This window comes from Streptomyces sp. NPDC042346 (genome assembly GCF_055581845.1).
Genome location: NZ_JBVJEH010000006.1, coordinates 1 through 24799 on the forward strand (window position 1 = coordinate 1; position 24799 = coordinate 24799).

General features: G+C 72.8%; 22 protein-coding genes. 11 read left to right on the plus strand and 11 right to left on the minus strand.

Annotated features, from left to right (window positions below):
• The 3 genes from ACZ6K0_RS23850 to ptsP all read left to right on the plus strand — a co-directional run.
• A partial coding sequence (locus ACZ6K0_RS23850) for a hypothetical protein (RefSeq protein WP_376410555.1) occupies positions 1 to 272 on the plus strand: 272 nt, incomplete at its 5' end.
• Positions 273 to 523: 251 nt separating this feature from the next.
• Complete coding sequence (locus tag ACZ6K0_RS23855; protein ID WP_376410553.1) at positions 524 to 973, plus strand: PTS sugar transporter subunit IIA; 450 nt, start codon at positions 524 to 526, stop codon at positions 971 to 973.
• Between the two features lie 80 nt (positions 974 to 1053).
• Positions 1054 to 2724, plus strand: a complete 1671-nt coding sequence (ptsP, locus tag ACZ6K0_RS23860; RefSeq protein ID WP_469235485.1) for a phosphoenolpyruvate--protein phosphotransferase — start codon at positions 1054 to 1056, stop codon at positions 2722 to 2724.
• Between the two features lie 87 nt (positions 2725 to 2811).
• On the opposite strand, the gene ACZ6K0_RS23865 is transcribed toward ptsP, so the two are convergent.
• Positions 2812 to 3702, minus strand: coding sequence for a hypothetical protein (locus ACZ6K0_RS23865; RefSeq protein ID WP_376410548.1), 891 nt, complete (start codon positions 3700 to 3702; stop codon positions 2812 to 2814).
• A gap of 23 nt (positions 3703 to 3725) precedes the next feature.
• Positions 3726 to 5012 (minus strand): MFS transporter, encoded by a 1287-nt coding sequence (locus ACZ6K0_RS23870; RefSeq protein ID WP_469235487.1) that lies wholly within the window; start codon positions 5010 to 5012, stop codon positions 3726 to 3728.
• A 45-nt stretch (positions 5013 to 5057) separates the two neighbouring features.
• Here ACZ6K0_RS23870 and ACZ6K0_RS23875 point away from each other — a divergent pair, with 45 nt between their 5' ends.
• The 3 genes from ACZ6K0_RS23875 (at position 5058) to ACZ6K0_RS23885 (ending at position 8416) form a co-directional block, all read left to right on the plus strand.
• Positions 5058 to 6377, plus strand: coding sequence for an aminotransferase class I/II-fold pyridoxal phosphate-dependent enzyme (locus tag ACZ6K0_RS23875; RefSeq protein ID WP_376410542.1), 1320 nt, complete (start codon positions 5058 to 5060; stop codon positions 6375 to 6377).
• 261 nt (positions 6378 to 6638) lie between these two features.
• The gene (locus ACZ6K0_RS23880; RefSeq protein WP_469235490.1) at positions 6639 to 7340 is read left to right on the plus strand and encodes an RNA polymerase sigma factor; all 702 of its coding nucleotides are present in this window, start codon (positions 6639 to 6641) and stop codon (positions 7338 to 7340) included.
• A complete protein-coding gene (locus tag ACZ6K0_RS23885) occupies positions 7337 to 8416 on the plus strand; it encodes a CU044_5270 family protein (protein ID WP_469235492.1) in 1080 nt (359 codons plus the stop codon). The genes ACZ6K0_RS23880 and ACZ6K0_RS23885 overlap by 4 nt, the downstream gene beginning before the upstream one ends.
• A gap of 100 nt (positions 8417 to 8516) precedes the next feature.
• Here the strand turns inward: ACZ6K0_RS23885 and ACZ6K0_RS23890 are convergent, their stop codons facing one another.
• The gene (locus ACZ6K0_RS23890; protein ID WP_469235494.1) at positions 8517 to 10487 is read right to left on the minus strand and encodes an acetoacetate--CoA ligase; all 1971 of its coding nucleotides are present in this window, start codon (positions 10485 to 10487) and stop codon (positions 8517 to 8519) included.
• Between the two features lie 211 nt (positions 10488 to 10698).
• Between ACZ6K0_RS23890 and ACZ6K0_RS23895 the strand changes: the two genes are divergently transcribed.
• Positions 10699 to 13056 (plus strand): glycoside hydrolase family 31 protein, encoded by a 2358-nt coding sequence (locus ACZ6K0_RS23895; protein WP_469235496.1) that lies wholly within the window; start codon positions 10699 to 10701, stop codon positions 13054 to 13056.
• Between the two features lie 27 nt (positions 13057 to 13083).
• Here ACZ6K0_RS23895 and ACZ6K0_RS23900 read toward each other — a convergent pair whose 3' ends face one another.
• The 4 genes from ACZ6K0_RS23900 to ACZ6K0_RS23915 form a co-directional block, all read right to left on the minus strand.
• A complete protein-coding gene (locus tag ACZ6K0_RS23900; protein ID WP_469235498.1) occupies positions 13084 to 15153 on the minus strand; it encodes a hypothetical protein in 2070 nt (689 codons plus the stop codon).
• A 7-nt stretch (positions 15154 to 15160) separates the two neighbouring features.
• Positions 15161 to 15931: an ATP-binding protein gene (locus tag ACZ6K0_RS23905; RefSeq protein WP_469235500.1), complete on the minus strand. Its 771-nt coding sequence runs from the start codon at positions 15929 to 15931 to the stop codon at positions 15161 to 15163.
• Positions 15932 to 15965: 34 nt separating this feature from the next.
• The gene (locus tag ACZ6K0_RS23910; RefSeq protein ID WP_469235501.1) at positions 15966 to 16301 is read right to left on the minus strand and encodes a hypothetical protein; all 336 of its coding nucleotides are present in this window, start codon (positions 16299 to 16301) and stop codon (positions 15966 to 15968) included.
• A 126-nt stretch (positions 16302 to 16427) separates the two neighbouring features.
• Positions 16428 to 16991: an NUDIX domain-containing protein gene (locus ACZ6K0_RS23915; RefSeq protein ID WP_376410519.1), complete on the minus strand. Its 564-nt coding sequence runs from the start codon at positions 16989 to 16991 to the stop codon at positions 16428 to 16430.
• Between ACZ6K0_RS23915 and ACZ6K0_RS23920 the strand changes: the two genes are divergently transcribed.
• The 3 genes from ACZ6K0_RS23920 (at position 16990) to ACZ6K0_RS23930 (ending at position 19622) form a co-directional block, all read left to right on the plus strand.
• Positions 16990 to 17811: a M15 family metallopeptidase gene (locus ACZ6K0_RS23920; protein WP_469235503.1), complete on the plus strand. Its 822-nt coding sequence runs from the start codon at positions 16990 to 16992 to the stop codon at positions 17809 to 17811. The genes ACZ6K0_RS23915 and ACZ6K0_RS23920 overlap by 2 nt on opposite strands.
• Before the next feature lie 132 nt (positions 17812 to 17943).
• Positions 17944 to 18438: a Zn-ribbon domain-containing OB-fold protein gene (locus tag ACZ6K0_RS23925; protein ID WP_469235505.1), complete on the plus strand. Its 495-nt coding sequence runs from the start codon at positions 17944 to 17946 to the stop codon at positions 18436 to 18438.
• A 26-nt stretch (positions 18439 to 18464) separates the two neighbouring features.
• Positions 18465 to 19622 (plus strand): lipid-transfer protein, encoded by a 1158-nt coding sequence (locus tag ACZ6K0_RS23930; RefSeq protein ID WP_376410572.1) that lies wholly within the window; start codon positions 18465 to 18467, stop codon positions 19620 to 19622.
• A gap of 25 nt (positions 19623 to 19647) precedes the next feature.
• On the opposite strand, the gene ACZ6K0_RS23935 is transcribed toward ACZ6K0_RS23930, so the two are convergent.
• The 4 genes from ACZ6K0_RS23935 to ACZ6K0_RS23950 are packed head-to-tail and all read right to left on the minus strand — an operon-like array spanning position 19648 to position 23965.
• Positions 19648 to 20253 (minus strand): GTP-binding protein, encoded by a 606-nt coding sequence (locus ACZ6K0_RS23935; RefSeq protein ID WP_376410511.1) that lies wholly within the window; start codon positions 20251 to 20253, stop codon positions 19648 to 19650.
• Positions 20234 to 20659: a DUF742 domain-containing protein gene (locus tag ACZ6K0_RS23940; protein ID WP_376410508.1), complete on the minus strand. Its 426-nt coding sequence runs from the start codon at positions 20657 to 20659 to the stop codon at positions 20234 to 20236. The genes ACZ6K0_RS23935 and ACZ6K0_RS23940 overlap by 20 nt, the downstream gene beginning before the upstream one ends.
• A gap of 10 nt (positions 20660 to 20669) precedes the next feature.
• Positions 20670 to 21119: a roadblock/LC7 domain-containing protein gene (locus ACZ6K0_RS23945; RefSeq protein WP_141302207.1), complete on the minus strand. Its 450-nt coding sequence runs from the start codon at positions 21117 to 21119 to the stop codon at positions 20670 to 20672.
• Positions 21116 to 23965, minus strand: coding sequence for a nitrate- and nitrite sensing domain-containing protein (locus tag ACZ6K0_RS23950; RefSeq protein ID WP_469235507.1), 2850 nt, complete (start codon positions 23963 to 23965; stop codon positions 21116 to 21118). The genes ACZ6K0_RS23945 and ACZ6K0_RS23950 overlap by 4 nt, the downstream gene beginning before the upstream one ends.
• A gap of 416 nt (positions 23966 to 24381) precedes the next feature.
• Between ACZ6K0_RS23950 and ACZ6K0_RS23955 the strand changes: the two genes are divergently transcribed.
• Positions 24382 to 24750 (plus strand): hypothetical protein, encoded by a 369-nt coding sequence (locus tag ACZ6K0_RS23955; RefSeq protein ID WP_376410502.1) that lies wholly within the window; start codon positions 24382 to 24384, stop codon positions 24748 to 24750.
• Positions 24751 to 24799 lie beyond the last annotated feature (49 nt).

Consider the following 24799-nt stretch of genomic DNA (forward strand, 5'->3'; position numbering starts at 1 on the left):
ATCTGGCGTTGATTTTTGGCACGCTGTTGAGTTCTCAAGGAACGGACGCTTCCTTTGTACTCACCCTCTCGGGCTTTCCTCCGGGCTTCCCTTCGGTCTTTCGTGTTTCCAGCTTAGCAGACCCGGTTTCCCGTTTTTGCCACCCGCTGGAGCGGGCTGCTGGGACCGAAATTCGCTTTCGCGTTTTCCGTTCCCGGCGGGGTCAAACATTACCAGGCTTTCTCGGTCCCCCTGACCACTCCCCCGGCGAGCTGACGCACGCAGAGGTGTAGACCACTGGGGTTAGGATCTGGCTTGATAGGTGCTGCCGACCCGCGACTCAAGGCCGCGTTGGGGTCAGGCAGGAGTACGACAGTACATCCCACCGTCAGTAGAGGCAAATCGTTTCGGGTCAGCCCTAGGTCCGCCAAGTGGTACGTCTCGTGCGGAACTGGGACTTCTTATGACTTACGCTTCTGAACAGTACGCCGTCCAGGACAGGTAGTGACGGCGCCACACAATCTCCGCCCCTGGGAGGCTTCCCATGACAACCGTGACGTCGCCGCTTGCTGGACGCGCCATCGGTCTCGCCGCAGTTCCCGACCCGGTCTTCTCCGGTGCGATGGTCGGTCCCGGTACCGCCATCGATCCCGTGCGTGAGCCTTCGGAGGCGGTGTCCCCCATCGACGGGGTCGTCGTCTCCATGCACCCGCACGCCTTCGTCGTCGTCGACAACGAGGGACACGGTGTCCTCACCCACCTGGGTATCGACACCGTTCAGCTCAACGGCGAGGGCTTCGAGCTCCTCGTCAACAAGGGTGACACCGTGGCGCGCGGACAGGCCGTCGTGCGCTGGGACCCCGCCGCCGTCGAGGCCGCGGGCAAGTCCCCCATCTGTCCCATCGTGGCCCTGGAGGCCACTGCGGACTCGCTCTCCGATGTCGCCGAGGACCGCGACGTCAAGGCCGGCGACCAGCTCTTCAACTGGAGCTGAGTCGGTTCGTCCTCGTGACGACCGCGAGTTCGACATTCAACGCGGCGGCCCGGGCCGCCGCTCAATCGGAGACGGGTGAGATGGAGACAACGCTGCGAGGCGTCGGCGTCAGCCACGGTGTGGCGATCGGCGAGGTCCGGCACATGGGCACGGCGGTTCTCGAACCGCCGGCCAAGCAGATTCCGGCCGACGAGGCGGAGCGCGAACAGGGGCGCGCCCGCCAGGCGGTGGAAGCTGTGGCCGCGGACCTGATCGCACGAGGCAATCTGGCCGGCGGCGAGGCCCAGGCGGTGCTGGAGGCCCAGGCGATGATCGCCCAGGACCCGGAGCTCATCGCCGACGTCGACCGCCGGATCGTGGTCGGCAGCACCGCGGAGCGCGGTATCTACGACGCGTTCTCGCACTACCGGGAGCTGCTCGCGGGTGCCGGTGAGTACATGGCCGGGCGCGTCGCCGACCTCGACGACGTGCGGAACCGGATCGTCGCCCGGCTTCTCGGTGTCCCGATGCCGGGTGTGCCGGACAGCGACGAGCCGTACGTGCTGATCGCGCGGGACCTCGCTCCCGCCGACACCGCGCTGCTCGACCCGACGCTGGTGCTCGGGTTCGTGACGGAGGAGGGCGGGCCGACCAGCCACAGCGCGATTCTCGCGCGGGCGCTGGGTGTGCCGGCCATCGTCGCGCTGCCGGGCGCCGGTGAGCTGGCCGAGGGCACGCTCATCGCCGTGGACGGTTCGACCGGTGAGCTCTTCGTGGATCCGAGCGAGGAGAAGAAGGCGGAGCTGACGCAGGCCGCCGCCGCGCGGAAGGCCGCGCTGGCCTCGTCCAGCGGTCCGGGTGCGACCTCGGACGGGCACAAGGTGCCGCTGCTCGCCAACGTCGGCGGTCCTGCGGACGTGCCGGCGGCGGTGGAGGCGGGTGCCGAGGGCGTCGGTCTGTTCCGTACGGAGTTCCTCTTCCTGGACGACAGCAAGCACGCTCCGTCCGAGGAGAAGCAGATCGAGGCCTACCGCAAGGTGCTCGAGGCGTTCCCCGAGGGCCGTGTGGTCGTGCGGGTGCTCGACGCGGGTGCGGACAAGCCGCTGGAGTTCCTGACGCCGGTCGACGAGCCGAACCCGGCGCTCGGTGTGCGGGGGCTGCGGTCGCTGCTCGACCACCCGGACGTGCTGCGGACGCAGCTGACCGCGCTGGCGAAGGCGGCCGAGGGGCTGCCCGTGTACCTCGAGGTCATGGCGCCGATGGTGGCCGACCGTACGGACGCGAAGGCCTTCGCCGACGCGTGCCGTGAGGCGGGGCTGCGGGCGAAGTTCGGTGCGATGGTCGAGATTCCCTCGGCCGCGCTGCGGGCGCGCTCGATCCTCCAGGAGGTCGAGTTCCTGTCGCTGGGCACCAACGACCTGGCGCAGTACACCTTCGCCGCCGACCGTCAGGTCGGTGCGGTGTCGCGGCTCCAGGACCCGTGGCAGCCGGCGCTGCTCGACCTGGTGGCGCTGTCCGCCGACGCGGCCAAGGCCGAGGGCAAGAGCTGTGGTGTCTGTGGCGAGGCCGCTTCGGACCCGCTGCTCGCCTGTGTCCTGACGGGTCTGGGGGTCACCTCCCTGTCCATGGGTGCCGCGTCGATTCCGTACGTGCGGGCGACGCTGGCCAAGTACACGCTGGCGCAGTGCGAGCGGGCCGCTGCCGCGGCGCGTGCCGCCGACACCGCGCACGAGGCGCGTCTTGCCGCGCAGGCGGTGCTGTCCGGGGAGTGATCCCCGGCCGGTTGCCGGCGTAGTAAGGGAAGGGGCTTCCCGTCACTTTGGTGGCGGGGAGCCCCTTCTGCCTTTCCGGGTTTCCGGTCAGTGGTGGGCGGGCCACTCGTCGTCGGGGTCGGGGGCGAGGGGGAAGCCGGCGCGGTAGTCGACGTCCGGCTCCGGGGAGAGGGGTTCTCCGGTGCGGGCGTCGGTGCAGTAGGCGGCGAAGACCTCCGCCTCGGTGAGGGGGGTCAGGGTGCCGTCGGTGAGGCGCCAGCCGTGGAGGCGGTCGCGGGCGGCGGGGGCGGTGGTGCGGAGGACGAGGCCGCCGGGGGCCGCGAGGGCGATGCCGGCGGCGAGGACCGCGGTGAACTCGGCGGCGGTCGCGTCGTCCGGGGGTGTCGTGCCGTGGGCGTGGAGGACCGCGAGGAGTTGGTCGTCGGCTGCGGGAACGCTGCAGACGAGGTGGTGGGCTCCGGGTCCTGCCGCTTCGAGGAGGCGTACCAGCAGGCGGGAGGCCTGGGCGAAGGCCGCCTTGCCGATGTCCTTGCCGCAGGTCGCGCAGTCGCCCGCGGTGGCGAGGACGGTGGTCGCGTACTCCCAGGTGGCCTGGCGGACCGCTGTGTCGACGAGTTCCGGCAGGAGTGCGCTCAGGGGTTGTCCTGTGTAGGTGACGCGGGCTCCTGTGGTCGCGAGGTGCGCGGTGAAGCGGCTGCGGCTCGTGGGGTGGTCCGGGTCGATCGCCGTCTCCGCGCAGTAGGCCTCGTACTCCTCGGGGTCGAAGAGGGTGACCGTCGTGTGTCCGCCCTGGGTCGCGAGGGTTTTGAGGAGGGCCTCGATCTGCTGGAGGTAGGTCGTGTGGTCGTCGAAGACGAAGGTGCTGTAGCGGCGCATGGCGGCGAAGTCCTGTGCGTCGGCGAGGAGGCCGACGGTGCTGGGGACCTCGCGGCGCAGGGCGCGGCGGAGATGGGTCGTGGTGGTGCCGGTCCTGGTCATGTCTCCCCCTGGTGACAGTCCGATCAGTACTCACTCACCGTAACCTTCACCACTGACAGTGACGGTTCGGTGAGGCGTCGGCGGACCAGGCGGTTCTGGGCGGCGCAGGTGGCGACGAGTGCCGCGCCGAGGAAGGGCCAGCCGAGCGGGCCCGTGGAGACGAGTCCCGTCATGAGGAGGGGGCCGGCGAAGCGCTGGGTGGACTGGGCGAGTCCGTGGACGCCGAGGTAGGCGCCCTGGGCGTCGTCCGGGGAGAGGGCGACGGAGATCTCCCAGGAGGCGATGGTGTGGATCATCTCGGCGAAGGTGAGGACGACGGCCGCGGTGATCAGGGCCGCGATGGAGAGGGTGGGGCCGGTCAGGGCTGATGCGGCGACGGCGAGGGTGCCCGTCGCGAAGAGGGCTGCCAGCGGGGTGTAGAGGCGGCGGGCGGCTTCGGTGGTGGCGCCGAAGCGGGAGAGCGGGACCTGGAAGACCACGACGAGGGCGCTGTTGAGGACCAGGAGGAGGGGTGCCAGGCCGACGGGGGCCTCGGTGGCGTGGACGATCCAGAGGGGCAGGGCGACCTGGAGGATCGAGTCGTGGAGGAAGAAGACGCCGTCGGCCGCGGTGAAGGCGAGGAAGCCGCGGTCGCGCCAGGGGTTGGAGGGCTTGGCGGTCGCGGTCGCGTCGGTGGAGGCCGCGACGACGCGGGAGGCCGCGGGGGCGGGGGGTTCGGCGCAGCGGAGGGTGAGCGCGGCCATGACGAGGTAGGAGAGCGCGTCGCCGATGAGGAGGAGCTGGAAGGCGGTGGTGGAGCCGACGGCGAGGGCCGCTGCCGCGCCGAGGCCGCCCAGGGTCCAGCCGATGTTGGAGGTCGTGCGGTTGATGGCCTGGTAGCGGACGCGGTCGGGGCCTGCGACGCGGGCCGCGTAGAGCTTCGTGAGGACGTTGGTGGCGCGGTCGGGGAGGGCGCCGACGGCGGAGAGCAGGACGAGGAGTACGTAGTCGTCGGTGGTGAGGAGGGCCAGGAGGGCGGCCGCGCGGAGGAGTTGGGCGCCGATGATGACGCGGACGAGGGGGAAGCGGTCGGCCAGGCGGCCGCCGAGGGGGGCGCCCGCGATGCCGGCGGCGCCGGAGACGGCGATGAGGAGGCCCACTTGGCCGAGGCCGAGTCCGGTGACGTAGGTGAAGTAGAGGGCCATGGCTGTGGACCAGAGGCCGGTGCCGCACTTGTCGATGAAGCCGATGAGCAGCATGCGGCGGCCGTCGCGGCCGCCGGGGATGCGGTCCTTGAGGGGTGGGCGGGTCGGACGGGTGGTGCGGCTCATGGGTCCCCCTTGCGCGTTCTTTTGTATTGATACATAATGTGTTACGTGGCAGCACAATATGTGATCGACGGGGCTACGGCCAAGGGGATTGCCGCGTCCGTGGAGCGGGGTGTGACCGAGGGCGGGCTCGCCCCGGGCGACGCACTGCCGCCCGTGCGGCGGCTCGCCGACGACCTGGGCGTGAGTCCGGGGACGGTGGCGACGGCCTACAAGGAGTTGCGGCAGCGGGGTCTGATCGTCACCCGGGGCCGGGGCGGCACCGTGGTCGCGGACGTGCCTTCGGTGGCCTCGCGGCGGCCTCCGCGCGTGCCGGGCGGGCTCGTGGACCTCGCCGGCGGCCATCCGGACCCGGCCTTCCTGCCCGTACTGCGGCCGCCTTCGGCTGTCGCCCCGGTGTACGGCTCCCATCGCGCCGCACCGCGCCTCCCCGCGCTCGAAGCCCTGACCCGGGACTGGTTCGAACGGGACGGGGTGCCCGCGGGACACGTGACGTTCGCACACGGCGCGCTGGACTGCATCGCACGGCTCCTCTCGACGGAGCTGCGGCCCGGCGACGCGGTGGCCGTCGAGGATCCCGGCTTCCACCACCTGCTCGACCTCGTGCCCGCGCTCGGGCTGCGGATGGTGCCGGTCGCCGTGGACGGCGAGGGGCTCGTACCGGAATCGCTGCGGACGGCGCTGCGGGGCGGGGTGCGCGCCGTGGTGTGCAGTCCGCGCGGGCAGTGTCCGACCGGCGCCTTCTTCACCCGGTCGCGGCGGGACGAACTGGTCGCGGTGCTGCGGGAGTTCCCCGAGGTCCTCGTCGTCGAGGACGATCACAACGCGGAGGTCGGCGGGGCAGCGGCGTACACGCTCGCGGCGGCGGGGCTCGATCGGTGGGCGCAGGTGCGGACCGTGTCCAAGCACCTCGGGATCGACCTGCGGTGGGCCGGGGTCGCGTGCGACGCGGTGACGCTCGCGCGGCACGACGGACGGATGCTGATGACCTCGGGCTGGGTCAGTCACGTCCTCCAGGAGACGGTGACCGGGCTGCTCGCCGACGGCGCGGTACGGGAGCTGGTCGCCGCGGGCGAGGCGGCGTACGCGGAGCGGCGCGCCGCGCTGATCGGCGGGCTCGGCGCGTACGGGATCCGTGCGGTGGGGGCGAGCGGGCTGAACGTGTGGGTACCCGTGCGGGACGAGTCCGCCGTGGTCAACGGGTTGCGGACGCAGGGCTGGTGGGTCGCCGCGGGGGCGCGGTTCCGGATCGCCGCGCCGCCGGCCGTCCGGATCACGACGGCGACGCTGGCTCCGGCGGACGCGGTGCGGCTGGCGGCGGACTTCGCCGGGGTGCTCGGGGATTCGCAGGCCACGTACGGGGGGTGAGGGGGAGGCGGGGGGCGTGGTGCAGGTGTGGGAGGGCGTGCCGGTGCTGCCGGGGAGTTCTTGTCCTCCCCCGGAGCACCGGCACGCCGTCCGGCAGTACAGCGCTGCTCTTGGCGGGTGGGGCGTTCCCGTGACCTGGGGCGCATCGGGGCTGGCTCGAGGTTCCTTGCGGGCGCTTCGTGGGCAGGTCGGCGGGGTGGTGTGGCCCAGGTCACGGGAACTCCGGCGAACCAGCGCCCAGTGCCAGATGTGGAATCACCTATGAGAGATCGTTTCCGCGCCGGAGACCCGGCGGCGCTGGGCGAGGCGTACGACGAGCACGCGCGGGTCCTGTACCACTACGCGTTCCGGGTGTGCGGCGACCGGGCGGCGGCAGAAGACGTCGTCTCCGCCACCTTCCTTGAGGCGTGGCGCTGCCGCGAGAAGGTGCACGCCGACGGCGGCACCCTGCGGCCGTGGCTGCTGGGCATCGCGACCAACATCATGCGCGGTGCCGCGCGGGAGGCCCGAAGGCGGGACGCGGCCCTGGCGCGGCTCCCCGAGCGCGGTGTCCTGCCCGACTTCGCCGACGACGTCCTCGCCCGGATGACGGACGGGGAGCAGGTACGGGCCGCCCGCGCCGCGCTCGCCAAGCTCCGGCGCCGTGAGCGGGAGGTCTTCACGCTGGTCGTGTGGGCCGGCCTGGACTACGCCGCGGCCGGGGAGGCGCTGGGGATACCGGTCGGGACCGTCCGGTCCCGGCTGTCCCGGGCCCGTGAGCGGCTCCGCAAGCTCGCCGAAGCCGAACTGCGTGCGCTGCGGCGGCGACAGCGGTCCGCGGGACCGGCGGTCGGCCGTTCCTCGGGCCGGCTGCCCGCTGCCCCTAACGGCGTCCGGCCTTCCGTCCGAACCGCCGCCCCCTCCGTTCATCCCACCGTCCGCCCCGCCCTCGTGCCCCGAACGACTCCGGAGAACCAGGCATGAACGCCTCCCGAAAGACGCACTCCCCCTCGGACGAACTCCTGCGCGGTGAGCTGACGGAGCTTCTCCCGCCGCCGCCCGTGCCCGAGCTCGAACCCGAGCGGGAGCACGCCCTCCGGTACGCCGTCCTGCGCGACGCCCTGGCCTCCGGGCCCGCCCCGAGCCGCCCGCGTTCCCCCCGCGCCGTCCCCCGCTTCACCTGGATCGCCGCGCCCGCTGCGGCCTGCGCGCTCGTGGCCGGTGTCGTCGTCCTCGCGCCGGCGGAGACTCCCGCCGGGCCCTCGGACCGGGTGACTGCCGGGCAGCCGTCGGCCCCCGACGCCGGGCCGGTGCTGTCCCGCGCCGCGCTCGCCGCCGCCGCGGCTCCGGCGCCGGACGCCCGGCCCCAGGACTTCGTCTACGTCCGGAGCCTGGTCGCCTACGCGGGGCGCAGCGCCGCCGGGGGTGCCGCCACGCTGCCGCCCGCCCGTCAGCGTGAGGTGTGGCTCTCCGCCGACGGCAGCCGCAGCGGGCTCCTGAGGGAGGCCGGCGCGGCCGATTCCGTCCTCTCCCCGAGCCTGCCCGTGTACGAGCTGGACCACCGGGGGGCGTCGCCGCGGCCGTCCACGATTGAGGCGGCGCCGCCCTCCGTCACCCACCCGACGCATGCGTACGTGGCCACCCTGCCGACCGACCCCGAGGCTCTGCTGCGGCTGATCCGGGAGGAGACCCGCGAGGGCGGGGGCGATGCCGATCAGCGGGCCTTCCGCGCGATCGGGACCCTGCTCGCGGAGACGTGGGCTCCCCCGAAGGTGACGTCCTCGCTGTACGAGGCGGCGGCGCGGATCCCCGGAGTCACGGTCCTGCCGTCCGCGAAGGACGCCGCCGGACGCGAGGGCGTCGCCGTCGCCCGTACCGCCGACGGCGAGCAGACCCAGTGGATCTTCGACCGGGCGACGTCCGGCTTCCTCGGTGAGCGCACGGTGCTGACCGAGACCACGGACGCGGGGAAGAAGGGCACCGTCCTCGGCGTGTCCGCCGTCCTCGCCAAGGCCGCCGTGGCCCGGACCGGCGAGCAGCCGGGCGGCGCCGGCGTCTGAACTCCGCAGACGCAGACGCAGACGTAGGCGTAGGCGTAGGCGTAGGCGTAGACGAAGAGGCCGGTTCCCCGTCGGGGGGACCGGCCTCTTCGCGGGTGCGTCAGGACCTGCGGGTGGCCGCGAGGGTCTCGTAGAAGTGGAGGAGACCGAGGTCGTCGACCGAGCCGGCGTTGACGGCCTTCGCCAGCGGGGTGCCCTGGAGGAGGCGCTTCACGGGGACCTCGATGCGCTTGCCGGTGAGGGTGTGCGGGACGCCCGGGACCTCGATGATGTCGTCGGGGACGTGGCGCGGGGAGAGCTCGCTGCGGATCGTCCGCTTGATCTTGCCGATGAGCTCCTCGTCCAGGGTGGCGCCCTCGACGAGGTGGACGAAGAGCGGCATCCAGTAGCCGCCGTCCGGCTCTTCCAGGCCGATGACCAGGGACTCGCGGATCTCGGGAAGGCGTTCCACGGCCTCGTAGATATCGGCGCTCCCCATCCGGACGCCCTGCCGGTTGAGGGTGGAGTCGGAGCGGCCGTGGATGACGACGGAGCCGTGGTCGGTGATCGTGATCCAGTCGCCGTGGCGCCAGACGCCCGGGAACATCTCGAAGTAGCTGTCGCGGTAGCGGCTGCCGTCGGGGTCGTTCCAGAAGTGGATCGGCATGGACGGCATGGGGTTGGTGACGACGAGCTCGCCGACCTCGCCGATGACGGGCTTGCCGGAGGGGTCCCAGGACTGGAGGTCGGTGCCGAGGCCGGCCGCCTGGAGCTCGCCGATGTGGACGGGGAGCGTGGGGACGGCGCCCGCGAAGCAGGAGCACACGTCCGTGCCGCCGCTGACGGAGGCGATCCACAGGTCCTCGCGGACCTCGTCGTGGAGCCAGCGGAAGCCGTCGGGGGGCAGCGGGGAGCCGGTGGTGGCCACGCACTTCACGGCCGAGAGGTCGAAGTCACGGCCGGGGTGCACGTCCGCCTTGGCGCAGGCCATGACGTACGCGGCGGAGGTGCCGTACAGGGTGGCGCGGGTGCGTTCGGCGACGCGCCACTGGGCGCCGGTGTCGGGGTAGCCGGGGCTGCCGTCGTACAGGACGACGGTCGTGCCGGTGAGCAGACCGGAGACGAGGAAGTTCCACATCATCCAGCCGGTGGAGGTGTACCAGAAGAACACGTCGTCGGGGCCGAGGTCGCAGTGGAGGCCCAGCTGCTTGACGTGCTCGACGAGGATGCCGCCCTGGGACTGGACGATCGCCTTCGGCAGGCCGGTCGTGCCGGAGGAGTACAGGACCCACAGCGGGTGCCCGAACGGGACCTGCTCGTAGACCGGCTCGACGTCGGCGGCGACGAGGTCGTCCCAGGCCAGGGTCCCTTCGGGGGCCGGGGTGCCGAGGAGCGGGATGTGGACGACGGCGCGGAGGGTGGGGAGCTCGGCGCGGAGCTCGGCGACGGTCTCGCGGCGGTCGTGCTCCTTGCCGCCGTAGCGGTAGCCGTCGACGGTGAAGAGGACGACCGGCTCGACCTGCTGGAAGCGGTCGAGGACGCTGCGGGCGCCGAAGTCCGGGGCGCAGGAGGTCCACACGGCGCCGACGGCGGCGGTGGCGAGGAGGGCCACGACGGACTGCGGGACGTTCGGCAGGTAGCCGCTGATCCGGTCGCCGGGGCGTACGCCGAGCGTGCGGAGTTCGGCGGCGAGGGAGCCGACCTGGCGGCGGAGCTCGGCCCAGGTGGTCGGCGCGGGCTCATGTGTCTCGTCCACATGGAGCAGGGCCGTGTCGTGGGGTCGCTCGTCGGCGGCGCGCAGGGCGTGCTCGGCGTAGTTGAGGGTGGCGCCGGGGAACCAGTCGGCCCCCGGCATCGAGCGGTCGCCGAGGACGCGCTCGTACGGGGTGGAGAAGCGGAGGTCGAACCATTCGGCGACGGCCTGCCAGAAGGTTTCGAGCTCCTCGACCGACCAGCGGTGGAGCGCCGGGTAGCCGCCCTCGGCCGGGGCGCCGTGGTGCTCGGCCGCCCAGGCCTGGAAGCGGGTGACGGCGGCGGTGGCGATGCGTTCGTCGTCCGGCTGCCAGAGCGGTTCGGTCTGCGCTGATGTCATGGGGTTGCTCCCTGGCTGTACGCGGTGGCGTGTGTCCCGCGCACGTGCTGGGGTGTGCGCGCGACGCGGCTGACAGGACGATGCCATGTGATCGTCTTTCGCACCAGGTCTGCCCGCCCATGGTCGGGTAGTTGAATATGTGCTCCCACCACGGGTGAACGGCAGTTGAACGGAGCTCGTATCGCCCCTGGTGGGTGGCAGGGTGATCACCATGGACGGTCGTGAACTGGTGCGTTCGATCAAGGTGTTCGGTTCGGTGCGGGGCTTGCGGACGGTGCGGGCGGCGTGGCGGCAGCGGCGTGCCGACGCGTGGGCGCTGCCGCCGAAGGGGGCGGAGCGGGCGCGGGTGCCGGGGCCGGCGACGGGGGCCGAGGCGCTGCCGGGCGGGGGGATCGTCCGGTTCGCGCGTTCCTCGCTGCGGATCTCCGTGTCGGTGGGCGGCGCCGTCTTCTGGGGCTGGGACGGGGCGGAGCCCCTGCCGTCGTACGCGCTGGCCGGCGAGGCGCCGGAGCCCGATCCGCGGGTCTCCCTGGAGCCGGACACGGACGGCGGGTGGCGGATCGTCTCGGAGCGGGTGACGGTGGCGGTCTCCCGGCACGGGGCGGTGGAGATCCGGACGCCGGGCGGGGTGATGCTGCGCCGGGACCTCCCGCCGCGCTGGTGGGAGCAGGTGGAGGCGGCCGGTGCGGCCGTTCGGTGGGTGCAGCGCAGCGAGGTGCCCGCGGACGCGCGCTTCTTCGGTCTCGGCGGGCGGGCGGCGGGGCCGCGGCTGCGGGACGGCTCGTACCGGCTGTGGAACACCGATCCCAAGGGCGGCTTCGTCCCGGGGGACGATCCGCTGTATCTGACGATGCCCGTGCAGTTCGTCGTCTCGGACGCCGGGACGCATCTCGCGTTCCACGACAACTCCTGGGACGGACGGGTCACCCTCGCCGAGGGCGAGGAGGGTGCCGGGTCGGGGCACGACCGGCCGGGGACCAGCGAGGTCCGGATGGGGGGCGGGCCGCTGCGCTGCTGGGTGGTGGTCGGTACCCCCGCGCGCGTGCTGCACGGCTGGGCGGCGCTCACGGGTGCGCCCGCGCTGCCGCCGTCCTGGGCGCTCGGGCCGCAGCACGCGCGCTGGGGGTTCGGCAGCGCGGCGGAGGTGCGGCGGGTGGTCGCCGGGTACCGGGAGCGGGGGCTCCCCCTGTCCGCCGTGCACCTGGACATCGACCACTACGACGGGCACCGGGTGTTCACCGTCGACCGGGAGCGGTTCCCGGACCTGCCGGGGCTCGCGGCGGAGCTGCGGGAGCAGGGCGTCCGGCTCGTGTCGATCGTGGACCCGGCGGTGAAGGCGGAGCCGGGGAACGCCGTGTACGACGCCGGTGTGGCCGCCGGGGCCTTCGTGAAGGACGCCCGGGGGCGAGAGGTCCGCGGCGAGGTGTGGCCGGGCGAGTGCGCGTATCCGGACTTCACCGATCCGGCGGTACGGGAGTGGTGGGGCGGCCTGTACGAGGAGCGGCTCCGGCAGGGCTTCTCCGGGGTGTGGCACGACATGAACGAGCCGGTGTCCTTCGCTCCCTTCGGCGACACGACGCTGCCGCGCTCGGCGCGGCACGCGCTGGACGGGCGGGGCGGCGACCACCGGGAGGCGCACAACGTGTACGGGCTCACGATGGCCCGCGCCGGGTACGACGGGCTGCGCCGGCTGCGGCCCGACGAGCGCCCCTTCCTCTTCTCCCGGTCCGGCTGGGCGGGCATGCAGCGGTACGGCGGGACCTGGTCGGGCGACGTGTCGACCGGGTGGCCGGGGCTGCGGGCCTCGCTCTCCCTGGTCCTGGGGCTCGGGCTGTGCGGGGTGCCGTACTCGGGTCCGGACGTCGGGGGGTTCGACGGGAGTCCGTCGCCCGAGCTGTACGTGCGCTGGTTCCAGCTGGGGGCGTGGCTGCCGTTCTTCCGTACCCACTCGGCGATCGACGCGGGGCGGCGCGAACCCTGGGAGTTCGGTCCCGAGGCCCTGGAGCACGCGCGCGTGGCCCTGGCCGAACGGGAGCGGCTGCGGCCGTACTTCGAGACGCTGGCCCGGCTCGCCCGGATGACGGGCGCGCCGTACGTCCGCCCGGTGTGGTGGGGGACGCCGGAGGACCGGGGGCTGCGCGACTGCGAGGACGCGTTCCTGCTGGGCGACGCGCTGCTGGTGGCGCCGGTCCTGACGCGGGGCGCGGACCGGCGGGCGGTGCGGCTGCCGCGCGGCCGCTGGTACGACACGGCGACGGGGCGGGCGTACGAGGGGCCGGGGCAGGTGCTGCTCGACGCGCCGCTGTCACGGGTGCCGGTGCTGGCCCGGGCGGGGGCGGTGCTCCCGGTGCGGGGCGAGGGGGAGGAGGGCCGGGCCCTGGAGGTGTGGGCGCCGGCCGCGGGGCGGACGGGTGGCGGGCTCGTCGTCCGGGACACCGGGGACGGCTGGGAGCCGGCCGAGATCGAGCGGTACCAGTCGCGGCTCGTGGACGGGCGGGTGGTGGTGGAGCGGGTGACGGACGCCGGGGTGGAGCCGGTGGGGCTGCCGGTGCGGGTGCGGGGGCTGTGAGACGTGAGAGGGGGGTGAGGGCCTGTTTCAGCCGGTGAGTGCGCGCGCACGGCGGCGTCCGCCGCGCGCCGGCAGCTGCCGGTGGCGCAGCCTCACCAGGACGGCCACGGCCAGGAAGGCGCAGACCACCGCTCCACAGACGGACAGGGCCACTCCCACGGCGTTTCCCAAGGGCATGGTCGCCATGGCGAGGACCGCCACGCCGATGCTCGTCGCCCTCACGATGCTCAGTGGCTTGTACGCGATGGCGTGCAGGTCATGGGGTTTCGCGTCGCCGCCTCGGTGGCCCGCGCGGACGACCTCCACCACGAGGGCGCCGGCGGCGACGAGCGCCGAACCGACCTGGGCCCAGACGAACGGATCCAGCAGGATCTGCAGGAACGCGGCCGTCACCGAGACCGCCGTCCCGAGGACCGTCGCGACGAAGGCCTGGACGAAGTTATCCCGGGGCAGGACGTACGGCAGCCGCACATGGATCCGCGTCAGGCGTTCGCCACGTTCCCAGGCGGCCTCCGGGCCCTCCGTGGTACCGAGCGAGAACTCCAGGACGTCGTCGGCCGCGTCGGCCTCGACGAGCGGCCGGATCTCGGCGTTCTCGCTCACCAGCGGGAGCCCCGCGACCTCGAGTCCCTTCGGGGTCACGACATGCAGCCGGTTCTGCCGCACCTCCTGGGGGAAGGCGACCTCCGTCGACACCAGTACGGCGCCCCAGCCGAGCCGATCCACCCGGCACTTGCCGTCGAATTCGTAGCTCACCTCCGACGACATCCCCGGGTGGGCGTCGATGAGTGCCACCACCGGCATGTAGCGGATCAGCCGGCGGATCCGCCACCGGTACCTGTCGTCGAGGTCGTCGCTCTCGGCCGCCTGCGTGAGCACGGAGGTGATCTCGTCCGTCTCCGGGCTCCACGCGAGGGCCTGGAGGCTCCGGGCGATCTCCCGTCCCGGCGCGGTGTCCGCGTCACCGTCCGGGGTGAGGAGCCGGTGGACACCCCGGGCGATCTGCAGCTTCACGTCGGTCGACGTGAGCATGTTGACCGGGCGGCCGTTGCGGTCCTTGAGGTGGAGGTCGTCCAGGAACCTGTCCTCGTCCCAGGGGACGAGATCCACGATCACCGGTGTCCGTGGAGCCGTCTGGACCTCCGCGCCGACGAGCGCGCTGAGCTTCGTCCTGACGTGGTGGCGCGCGACGCCCCGGTCGGGGAACTCCAGCCGGTGGGTGCGGGTCGTGATCGTGGCGGAGATCTCGTCGAGCTCCTGGAACATGCGCAGTTCGTCCCAGCCCGGGGCGGCGGGCAGGCCCCGCGGGTCCACGGTGGTCATCGCCGCGGGCATGACGGAGGCGGTCAGGGACCGTGCCGGGGCCCGCCTCTCGGTGTAGTAGGCGACCAGGTCGGCGGCGAGCATGACGATCCGTGAGACCGCCGGGTCCTGCGACGGCGGGTGCTCCGCGAGGTGCTGTTCCAGTTCCATGACCGTGCCGTGCTCCGCCCGGTCCGGGGCGCTGAGGATCTCGGCGACGGAGCGGACGATCCGCGCCAGCGGGACGGCGTCGGGGGTGGGCGCGGCGAGGGAGTTCACCGCCGCGGTCGCGGCCCGGCCGGCGGCCTCGGCGCGGCCGGCGAGGAGGGCGCTGTGCGCGAAGGAGGCGAGCCGGGTGACGGAGGCGCCGGGCCGGACCGCCGCGAGGTGGCGTACTTCCTTGACGTACCGGTCGAGCCGGTCGGTACGCAGCGGCTCCAGGGGTTGGTGGTAGTAGGCGGCGGCAAGGCGATGGGCTCGTGCGTGCCGGTCGGGGGCCGTCTCACGGAGGCGGGTGGTCAACGCCGTACGGAAGAAGGGCCGAAGGACGTACGCCGCCCGCTCGGGTCCTTCGTCGTCGTCGGCGGCCCAGGGATGTGCCACGGCGTCCTTCTGGACGAAGGGGTTCGTGGCGATCTCGCGCGTGCCGATGCCCAGCGCGAGTGCCCTCGCCGTGTAGCTGACGAGCGGGGGGTCGAAGAGGTCGTGGACGGACAGGGCTTCGATCAGTCGTCGCTCGTCGGTGGGCAGGAGGTCGAAGCGGTCGAACGCGCGCTGGGTCAACTCGTCGTTCATGGCTGCCTCACCCGGTCCCGAGCGGTTCGCTGTGGAGGTCGAGGAACTCGCGAATGAGGCCGGGAACGCCTTGGTGGCTCCGGTGGATGCTCGTCGCCTGTCCCTTGAGGCTGTCGAAGCCGAGCGTGGTGATCCACTCCTCGACGGCGTCGGTACCGAAGGGGGGCAACACCATGGTGTGGACCGCGGTGACATGGGGGTACGCGAGGCGCGGCACGTGCCGTCCGGCCACGAAGACGCTCGTGCCGCGTCGGCTGAGCAGTTCGGGCAGCAGATCCGTGCCGAGCCAGTCGCGCATGGGCGCCTCGCAGTGTTCGAAGGCATCCAGGCAGATGACGGGGTTGCGGGGGGCCTCCGCAAGGGTGTCCAGGAGGGCGTCGCTCATCGCGTCCAGCTGGATCTTGTGGTCCCTTGAGGTGTTGACGACCATGTGGATGTTGGCGTTGCGCGCCCTCATGTCGTGCACGTTCACCGTCGCCGTCGACTCCGCGATCTGGGAGCGCACCGCCTGGTAACCGGGGACGGGGACGTCCTGGCGGCGGGCCTGCCGCGCCAGGTCCCTCAGGACGTCGTCCTTCTCGACCACGCGCTCCAGGTCGACGTAGTAGACACCGGACGCGATGTGCCGCCGGTAGATCTCCCGGAGCAGCGAGGTCTTCCCGATGCCTTCCGGCCCTTCGAAGAAGACCGCCTGCTGTTCGTTCCTCCCGTCGACGACGGCCGCGGAGCGTGCCAGCTGCTCCGTGCGGTCGACATGGACGTGTTCTCGACTCGGCACCCCGTCGCCCCCGCTTCCGATGTCCCGACGCGTGTCAGGTGCGGTCGATGCCGGTGGGCTCGCCGGTGGGAGCACTGCCGGTCCCGTCGCCTCCGGTGATCGTGAGCTTCGACCGCTTGGCCTTCGAGCGGAAGAACGCGGTCCGCGCGCCCTTCGGCATCGTGAGCTCGGAGTGCTTGAACACGGAGTCGTGTGCCTGGAACTCCTGCCCGCTGAGGCCGCGCTGTTCCTCGTTGCTCTCGAAGCCCGCGCTGACGCCGGGCATCTTCACCGTCGCCTTGCGCAGCCTGTGCCTGAGGGCGAAGACCATCGCGACGACCGCTGCGACCCCGACGATCGCGATGACGGCCTCGGGCCAGCCGACATTCATGGACGCTCCCCTCCACATCGTCGCCCTGGGGCGACGGCGAGCGGACAGCATGCCACAACAGGCCGGTACGCAGGGAGAGTTGGAGGCGCAGGCGCGCACGCCCGCACTCCGGCGTGCGCCCCCTGCTCAGCCGTACTCCCCCGCGAACCATTTCCGTACCGCCTCCGTGTGGAGGGGGAAGGCCAGCTCCTCCGGGGCGTGGAGCACGTGGTGGCCGCTGGTCTCGTCCGTCGGCGCCGAGGGCGGCAGGGCCGAGGCCGGGCGGGTGGGGAGGAGGCCGAAGAGGAGCAGGTGGCCGGCCGGGGAGCTCATCGCGTCGGCCAGGCGGACGTCCCCGGCGGAGGCCTGGATGCCGGTCTCCTCGCGCAGTTCGCGGGCGACGGCGGCGCGCCAGTCCTCGGCGTGGTCGATGAAGCCGCCCGGCAGGGCGGTTCCGCCCCGCCGGGGCTCGATGGTGCGGGTGATGACGACGAGTCCCGTCCCCCGGTCCCGGTCCGTGACGGGGAGGAGGGCGACGGCGACGGGCAGCGGGTTGCGGTAGGCGGTGTGGCCGCAGGCCGGGCAGGTGCGGGGCCAGCCGGCGCCGGCCGTGTAGGCGGCGCCGCAGGCGGAGCAGTGGGAGTCCATCACGGCCCGACGGTATGCGATCACCCTTTCCCGGCGCTGCCGGAACTGATAGACGGTGCGCATGACAGGACTCGCTTCCGCTTTCCGTACCCTCGCCGTCACCGCCGCGGCCGGTCTGCTCGCCGTGACGGGCGCCGTCGCCGCCCCCGCTCCCCCGGCCTCCGCCGCGCCCGAGCCCAAGGCCCCACGGGAGTTCGTGGCCCTGAGCTCGGTGGACCGGACGATCGTCCAGGAGATGCGCTACACGACCGCGCACAACTTCGTGGGCGAGCCGGTCGACGGCTACCGGCAGCCGCTCTGCATCCTGACCCGGCCGGCCGCCGAGGCGCTGCACCGCGCGCAGGTGCGGCTGCTCGCCCGGGGCTACACGCTGAAGGTGTACGACTGCTACCGGCCGCAGCGGGCCGTCGACCACTTCGTGCGCTGGGCGAAGGACCTGGCGGACGAGCGGATGAAGGGGGAGTTCTATCCGCTCGTCGACAAGTCGAGGCTGTTCGCGGACGGTTACATCGCCGAGAAGTCGGGGCACAGCCGGGGTTCGACGGTGGACCTGACGATCGTGCGGCTGCCGGCGCTGCCCACGCGCGCGTACGTGCCGGGCGAGGAGCTGGCCGAGTGCTACGGGCCCCGGGAGGAGCGGTTCCCGGACAACTCCGTGGACATGGGCACGGGGTACGACTGCTTCGACACGCGCTCGCACACCGACGACCCCCGGATCCAGGGCGAGCAGCGGGCCAACCGGCAGCTCCTCAAGGGGGTGCTCGGGGAGCAGGGGTTCGTGAACCTGCCGGAGGAGTGGTGGCACTTCACCTTCAAGCCGGAGCCGTTCCCGGGCACGTTCTTCGACTTCCCCGTGGCGCGGAAGTCGGTGGCCGGGCACTGAGTCCCCCGTCGGGCACCGTGGCCCTCCCCGTTCGGGCACTCGTGGTCTTCCCCGTCCGGGGCACCCGTGCCACACTCCTGACGGTTCGTCAGATCAGTGGTGATGTGGTGATCGGTGGTAGGGGAGGCCTCGATGGCACGGACACGCAGACCGGTGGTGGCCCGCTGGTTCACCGACGACACGGTGCCGGAGGCGGAGTTCCGGCTGCTCGGGACCCGCTGCACGGCCTGTGCCGCGGTCTTCTTCCCGCGCGAGGACGACTGGTGCCGCAATCCGGGGTGCCCGGGCGGCGGTGACCTCGCCGAGGTGCCGCTCTCGCCGCGCGGCCGGGTCTGGTCGTACACCGACGGCCGGTACCGGCCGCCGGCCCCGTACGTCTCCGACCCGGACGCGCCCTGGGAGCCGTACACGCTCGTGGCCGTGGAGCTGGCGGCCGAGGCGATGGTGGTCCTCGGGCAGGCGGCCCCCGGGGTGCGGCCGGCCGATCTGGCCGTCGGCACGGAGGTCGAGGTGGTGCCCGGGGTCCTGAACGAGGACGACGCGCACACCTGGACCACCTGGAACTGGCGGCCCGTCGCGCGGGATCAGCGGCGGGAGCAGCAGCTCGACGGGGAGGAGCGGTCGTGAACGACATCGCCGTACTCGGGGCCGGCATGCACCCCTGGGGCAAGTGGGGCCGGAGTTTCGTGAGTTACGGGACGGCCGCCGCCCGCGCCGCGCTCGCCGACGCCGGTCTGGGCTGGGAGGACGTCGGCTCGATCGTCGGGGCGGACACCATGCGGTGCGGCTACCCGGGGTACGTGGCGGGCGCGACCTTCGCCCAGGCGCTCGGCTGGCAGGGCGCGCGGGTCACGAGCGTGTACGCTGCCTGCGCCTCGGGTGCGCAGGCCATCGGGGCCGCGCGTGCGCAGATCCTGGCCGGGCTCGCGGACGTGGTCCTGGTGGTCGGCGCGGACGCGACGCCCAAGGGCTTTCTCGCCCCGGCCGGCGGTGAGCGGCCGGACGATCCGGACTGGCTGCGCTTCCGGGTGCTCGGGGCGACCAACCCCGCGTACTTCGCGCTCTACGCCCGCCGCAGGATGGCCCTGTACGGCGACACGGCCGAGGACTTCGCCCAGGTGAAGGTGAAGAACGCGGCGGCCGGCGCGCTCAATCCGCTCGCCCGCTACCGCACGCGCGTGACCGCCGAGGAGGTCGCGGCCTCCGCGGTCGTCGCCGATCCGCTGCGGCTCCTCGACATCTGCGCGACCTCGGACGGGGGCGCCGCGCTCGTCCTGTCCAGCATGGAGTTCGCGCGCCGGCACGGGCGGCCCGATCCGGTGCGGGTCCGGGCCGTGTCCACGGTCTCTCCCACGTACCCCAAGGCGGTGCTCGACCTGCCGGACATCGCGACCGACTCGGCGGCCGCGGTCTCCCCCGCGCCGCACGGCTTTCGTGCCTCGATCGCGCGGGCGGCCTACGAGGAGGCGGGGATCGGGCCCGAGGACCTGTCGCTCGCGGAGGTGTACGACCTGTCCACCGCGCTGGAACTGGAGTGGTACGAGGACATCGGGCTGTGCGGGACGGGCGAGGGCGCCAAGCTCCTGCGCGAGGGCGTCACGGCGCTCGGCGGACGGCTGCCGGTCAACACCAGCGGCGGCCTGGCCTCCTTCGGCGAGGCCGTGCCCGCGCAGGCGATCGCCCAGGTCTGCGAGCTGACCTGGCAGTTGCGGGGCACGGCGGGCGACCGGCAGGTGGCCGGGGCGCGGGTCGGCATCACCGCGAACCAGGGCCTGTTCGGGCACGGGTCGGCGGTGGTGGCGGTGCGCTGAACCCCCTCCGTGAGGAGGGGGTCCCTCAGGTGGCGGCCGGCGCGTGGCTCCGGTCCGCGAGGACGAGGGCGTGCTGGACGACCGCCACGAGGACGTTCTTCACGGACTCCCGGTCCCGCGCGTCGCACATGAGGAGCTCGACCTCGGGGTCCAGGTCGAGCGCGCCGCGCACGCTCTCGGCGGGGAACCGCTGCGCGCCCTCGAAGCAGTTGACGGCGACCGTGAACGGGATGCCGCGCCGCTCGAAGTAGTCGATGGCCGCGAAGCTGTCCTCCAGGCGGCGGGTGTCCGCGAGGACGACCGCGCCCAGCGCGCCCTGGGCGAGCTCGTCCCACAGGAACCAGAAGCGGTCCTGGCCGGGGGTCCCGAACAGGTACAGGACGAGGTCCTCGCGGAGGGTGATCCTTCCGAAGTCCATGGCGACCGTGGTGGTGGTCTTGTTCTCGACGCCGTGGAGGTCGTCGACGGGCCGCCCCGCCTCACTGAGGATCTCCTCGGTGCGCAGGGGCCTGATCTCGCTGACCGCGCCCACCAGCGTCGTCTTGCCGACCCCGAACCCGCCCGCGACGAGGATCTTCAGGGTTACCGGCTCGACGAGCGGCTTCTTGCGGCTAGAGCGCCCGAAGGCCATTGATCACCTCGCGAAGGATGCTCACGTCCGGCAGTTCGGCCGGCGGAACGGGGCGGGTCACATGGACGAGTTCGTCCTCGACGAGATCGCCGACGAGGACCCGGACCACCCCGACGGGGAGGTCGAGTCCGGCGGCGAGCTCGGCGATCGACTGGGGCTGCTCGGAGCAGCGTTCGACGATCTCCACGTGTTCCGGGGAGAGCGTCTGGTCGCGGCCGGGGTCGTCGGCCGCGGGCTCGGGGACCACCAGCGCGATCAGGTCGAGCCGGTGACGGGTGGCGGCGCTGGTCCGGCCGCGGGTCATCGCGTACGGACGGACCACCGGCCCGGCGTCGGCGTCGAACCAGTGGTGGGGGCCGGGTGGCCCGCCCTCGGTCGCCTGGTTCGGCTCGGCTGCGTCACTCATGCCGTCCCACTCACCCTCCGGAGGGCAGGCCGGTCCGGGGGGCCGTCGTGAGGTGGGCCCCGACCCGCTTCACCATCAGGGTCATCTCGTAGGCGACCTGGCCGACGTCGGAGTCGGCGTCGGCGAGGACGGCCAGGCAGCTGCCGTCGCCGGCGGCCGTGACGAAGAGGAAGGCGTCCTCCAGCTCGACGACCGTCTGGCGGACCCGGCCCGCCTCGAAGTGCCGGCCGACGCCCTTGGCGAGGCTGTGGAAGCCGGACGCGACGGCGGCGAGGTGCTCGCCGTCCTCGCGGGTCAGCTGCTGCGAGGCGCCGGTGGGCAGTCCGTCGCTGGAGAGCACCAGGGCCTTGCGGATGGACCCGACGCGCTGGACGAGCTCGTCGAGGAGCCAGTTCAGCTCGCCGTTTCCGTGGCCGAATGCGGAGGTGGTGCTGGGTGCTGCGGCGTTCGGTGCGGTCATCGACCGTCCCCCTCGGGTGTCGTTCCTGGTGCTGACGTGTCGTCGTCCGCGTCCTCGGTGTGCCGTCGTCCGCGCTGCCAGCCGCGCTGCATGGCGGCCATGCGGGCGCGAACCTCCTCGGCGTCGCGCTCGAAGGAGTCGGGCCCGGCGGCGCCGACGGTCGTACGGTCGTCGGCGCCCGCTCCGGCACCGCGGTCGGCCGGACCCTCGGTCGCGCGCAACTGGGGCGCGAGGTTGGCCTGGCGGACGCGGCGGGGCAGCCCGCCGAACGGCTCGGGCGTCTCCGCCGCCACGGAACCCTCCGGTGGTACGGGAACGAGGGTGGGTCCCTGCGCGGGGGCAGGTGCGGGCACGGGTCCCTGCACGGGGACGGGTCCCTGCGCGGGGACGGGTCCCTGCGCGGGGGCAGGTCCGGGGCCGAAGTCGGGGCCGGGCGCGGCGTCGGGGCTCGGCGCGGGGTGCGACCTGCCCGGCTCGTCGACGCGGCGGCCGCGGTCCACGACGAGCGTGGGGGTGGAGCGGCGCGGCAGCGGTACGGGGCCGCGCACGGCGCCGTCGGCGTGCGGGTCGTCCTCGTCGCGGCCGGTCGTCTGGTCGGGGGCCTGCTGGTGCTGCTCGCCGGCCGGGGCGAGGCCGGAGCGGCGGCGGTCGCGGGGCCGGAACAGGCCGCCGCGCTCGCTCTCGGTGTCGAGGAGGTCCGCGGACCGGTCGAAGAGCACGTCGAACTCGTCGGCGTCGAGCGGCGCCTCCAGCTCGACGGGGCCGTCGAGGACGCCGGGGGTCTCGGTCACGTCCGGGACGCGGGCGAGCACGGGCCGGCGGGTGGGCAGCGGGGTGGGACCGGTGAGGTCACCGTCGAGGCGGTCGGCGGCGTCGGCGGTGCCGGCGCGGTCCAGGGTCCTGGGGTCCGCGGACTTGCGGTCCAGACGGAATCCGGCGCCCTGGGTCTCGGGCGCGTCGGTGAGCAGCGCGGCCGGGATGAAGACGACCGCGGTGGTCCCGCCGTACGGGGAGGTCTGGAGCGAGACGCGGACGTTCTGCCGCTGGGCGAGCCTGCTGACCACGAAGAGGCCGAGGCGGTCGGTGTCCGAGAGCTCGAACTCGGGGGTCTCGGCGAGCCGGAGGTTGGCGTCGAGCAGTGCGTCGGCGTTCATGCCGAGGCCGCGGTCGTGGATCTCCAGGGTGAAGCCGTTGGCGACGCGCTCGCCGAGGACCTGCACGGCGGTGTGCGGGGGCGAGAACACCGTGGCGTTCTCCAGGAGTTCCGCGATGAGGTGGGTGAGGTCCGCGACGGCGGGGCCGCCCACGCCGAGGCGGGGCAGCCGGCGCACCTCGATCCGCTCGTAGTCCTCGACCTCGGCGACGGCGGCGCGGACGACGTCCATGAGCTGGACGGGCTTGCGCCACTGGCGGGAGGGGGCGGCGCCGGACAGGATGACGAGGCCCTCGGCGTGCCGGCGCATGCGGGTGGTGAGGTGGTCGAGCCGGAAGAGGTCCGCGAGCTCGTCGGTGTCCTCGGTGCGCCGCTCCATGGTGTCGAGGAGGGTGAGCTGACGGTGGAGCAGGACCTGGTTGCGGCGGGCGAGGTTGACGAACACCTCGGAGACCCCGCGGCGCAGCTCCGACTGCTTGACGGCGGCCTCGACGGCGGCGCGCTGGAGGGTGTTGAGGGCCTGGCCGACCTGGCCGACCTCGTCCTGCCCGTACCGGAGGTGGGGCACCTCCGTCCCGACGTCGACCTGCTCGCCGGCGGCGAGCCGGCGCATGACGCTGGGCAGGCGCACACCGGAGACCTCCTGGGCCTCCTTCTGGAGGCGGCGCAGGTCGTGGACGAGCGAGCGGCCGATGCGGACGGAGATGACGATCGAGGCGAGCAGGGCGAGGAAGCCGAGGACGCCGGCGACGCCGACCTTGAGGAGCACGCTGTAGGCGGCGGGCTGGACACGGTCCTGGTAGCGGTCGCCCGCCGCGGTGTTCTCGCGGGCGAGGTCGTCCAGGACGGGGCTCGCCTCCTCCTGCCAGTAGGCGGCGGTGACGGCGCGCGGTTCGTCGGTGGGGCCCTCGTCGATGATCGACTTCTCGGCGGCCCGCAGCGCGGCGGTCTCGGGGCCCGCCCAGTACTTCTCGAAGCGCTCGCGCTCGGCGGTCGGCAGGAGTTCGAGGTTGACCTCGTAGAACTGCTCGCGGTTGGCGACGAGGTCGGTCATGACGCGGATCTCGGGTGCGGTGATCCGGTCCGCGACGAGGGCGGAGACGACGAGGGCGTCCTCGCGGGAGAGGACCTCGCGGGCGCGGGTGATGCCGACGAGCGAGCGGCCCTGCTTGTCCATCTCCACGTTCTCGAGGGCGTGGAGGGTGATGAGGAAGCTGTAGCAGGGGTCGACGAGCCGGTTGTAGAACTCGAGGGCCTGGATGCGGCCGATGCTGCGCTTCTCGACGGAGCGGCGCAGCGACTCGAGGTCGTCGAGCGCGGCGAGGAGCGTGTTGAGCCGCTGGGTGGTGACGGGCCGCATCTCCTCGCGTACGCCCGGTTCGGCGGCGTTCGCGCGGATCCGGGATATCTGCCGGTCGGTGGCCCGGCGGGTCTCGCGCAGGGAGGCGAGGGCCGTGGAACCCCGGGGATCGGCGAGGTAGATGAGCGACTGGCGGCGTTCGAGCTGGATGACACGGGCGGTGTCCTCCAGCGGGTAGCCGACCTTGTCGACGATGTAGCCGACGTCGAGGAGCTGGTCGGCCTCACGGCCCGTCAGGACCGTCGCGAAGCCCCACAGGCCGGTCAGGGAGACGAGCGGTACGAGGAGCAACGCCACGATCTTCCGGCGGATGGACTTCCCGCGAAAGCGCATGGCCTCCCCCAGCTCGGCCCCCGCGCGCCACGGAGGTCCTTCACGTTCGTGACGTCGCGCGTCAACACGCGGCGTCAACCTTCGGTTTCAAACAAATGGCGGCGTGAGCCTACTACTGCATCACGGCCATCTCGAAGGCGCGTCCGGACGTTTTTCAGCCTGTCGAGTGAGCGTTGATCATGAGATGTCCTGGTATTCGGGGAGTTGGGATCGGCCACTGTGGCACAGGACACCTGATGGTGTGCCATTTCTCCGGCCTGCGGAGATGGCTGGAATTGTGCGTTCCGCTCGGATTCAGGCGAAACCTTTTCCCTCTCCCGAGCGTCATTAGGTACGGGGAGGGTCCTGTCCGCGTAAAGGCGCTCGCAACGGGCAGCCACCCCTGGAGGCGTTCAGTGGTGGGGAGTGACAGGACGATGGAACACGAGTCGCGCGAGGCGCGGCAGTTGTGGGTGGACGACGAGAAGGGCCGGCAGCGGATGCCCGATCCGGTGCGCACCGCCGCCGTACGCGCCGTGATGATCACGTCGGTGACGCTCATCCAGGGGGTGGTGGCCTTCTTCTGCTCGGTCGCGGGCTCCTGGCTGGCGTTCCCGGTGACGGTCAGCGCGGTGGCGTCGACGGTCGTGGCCACCTGGAGTGTCCTCGACGTCTGGGTCACCCGTCAGGTGTGGCGCCAGCGCAACGGCGTCGTGTCGGAGCCGAGCAGTACGGCGCGTCAGCTGCGCCGCGAGCGGCGCGCGGAGGGCCGGTCGGAGACGGCCCGGCTCTCCGAAGCGGCCTGACGGCGCGCTCTACGGCGCGCTTTACGGCGCGTTTCACGGCGCGCTTTAC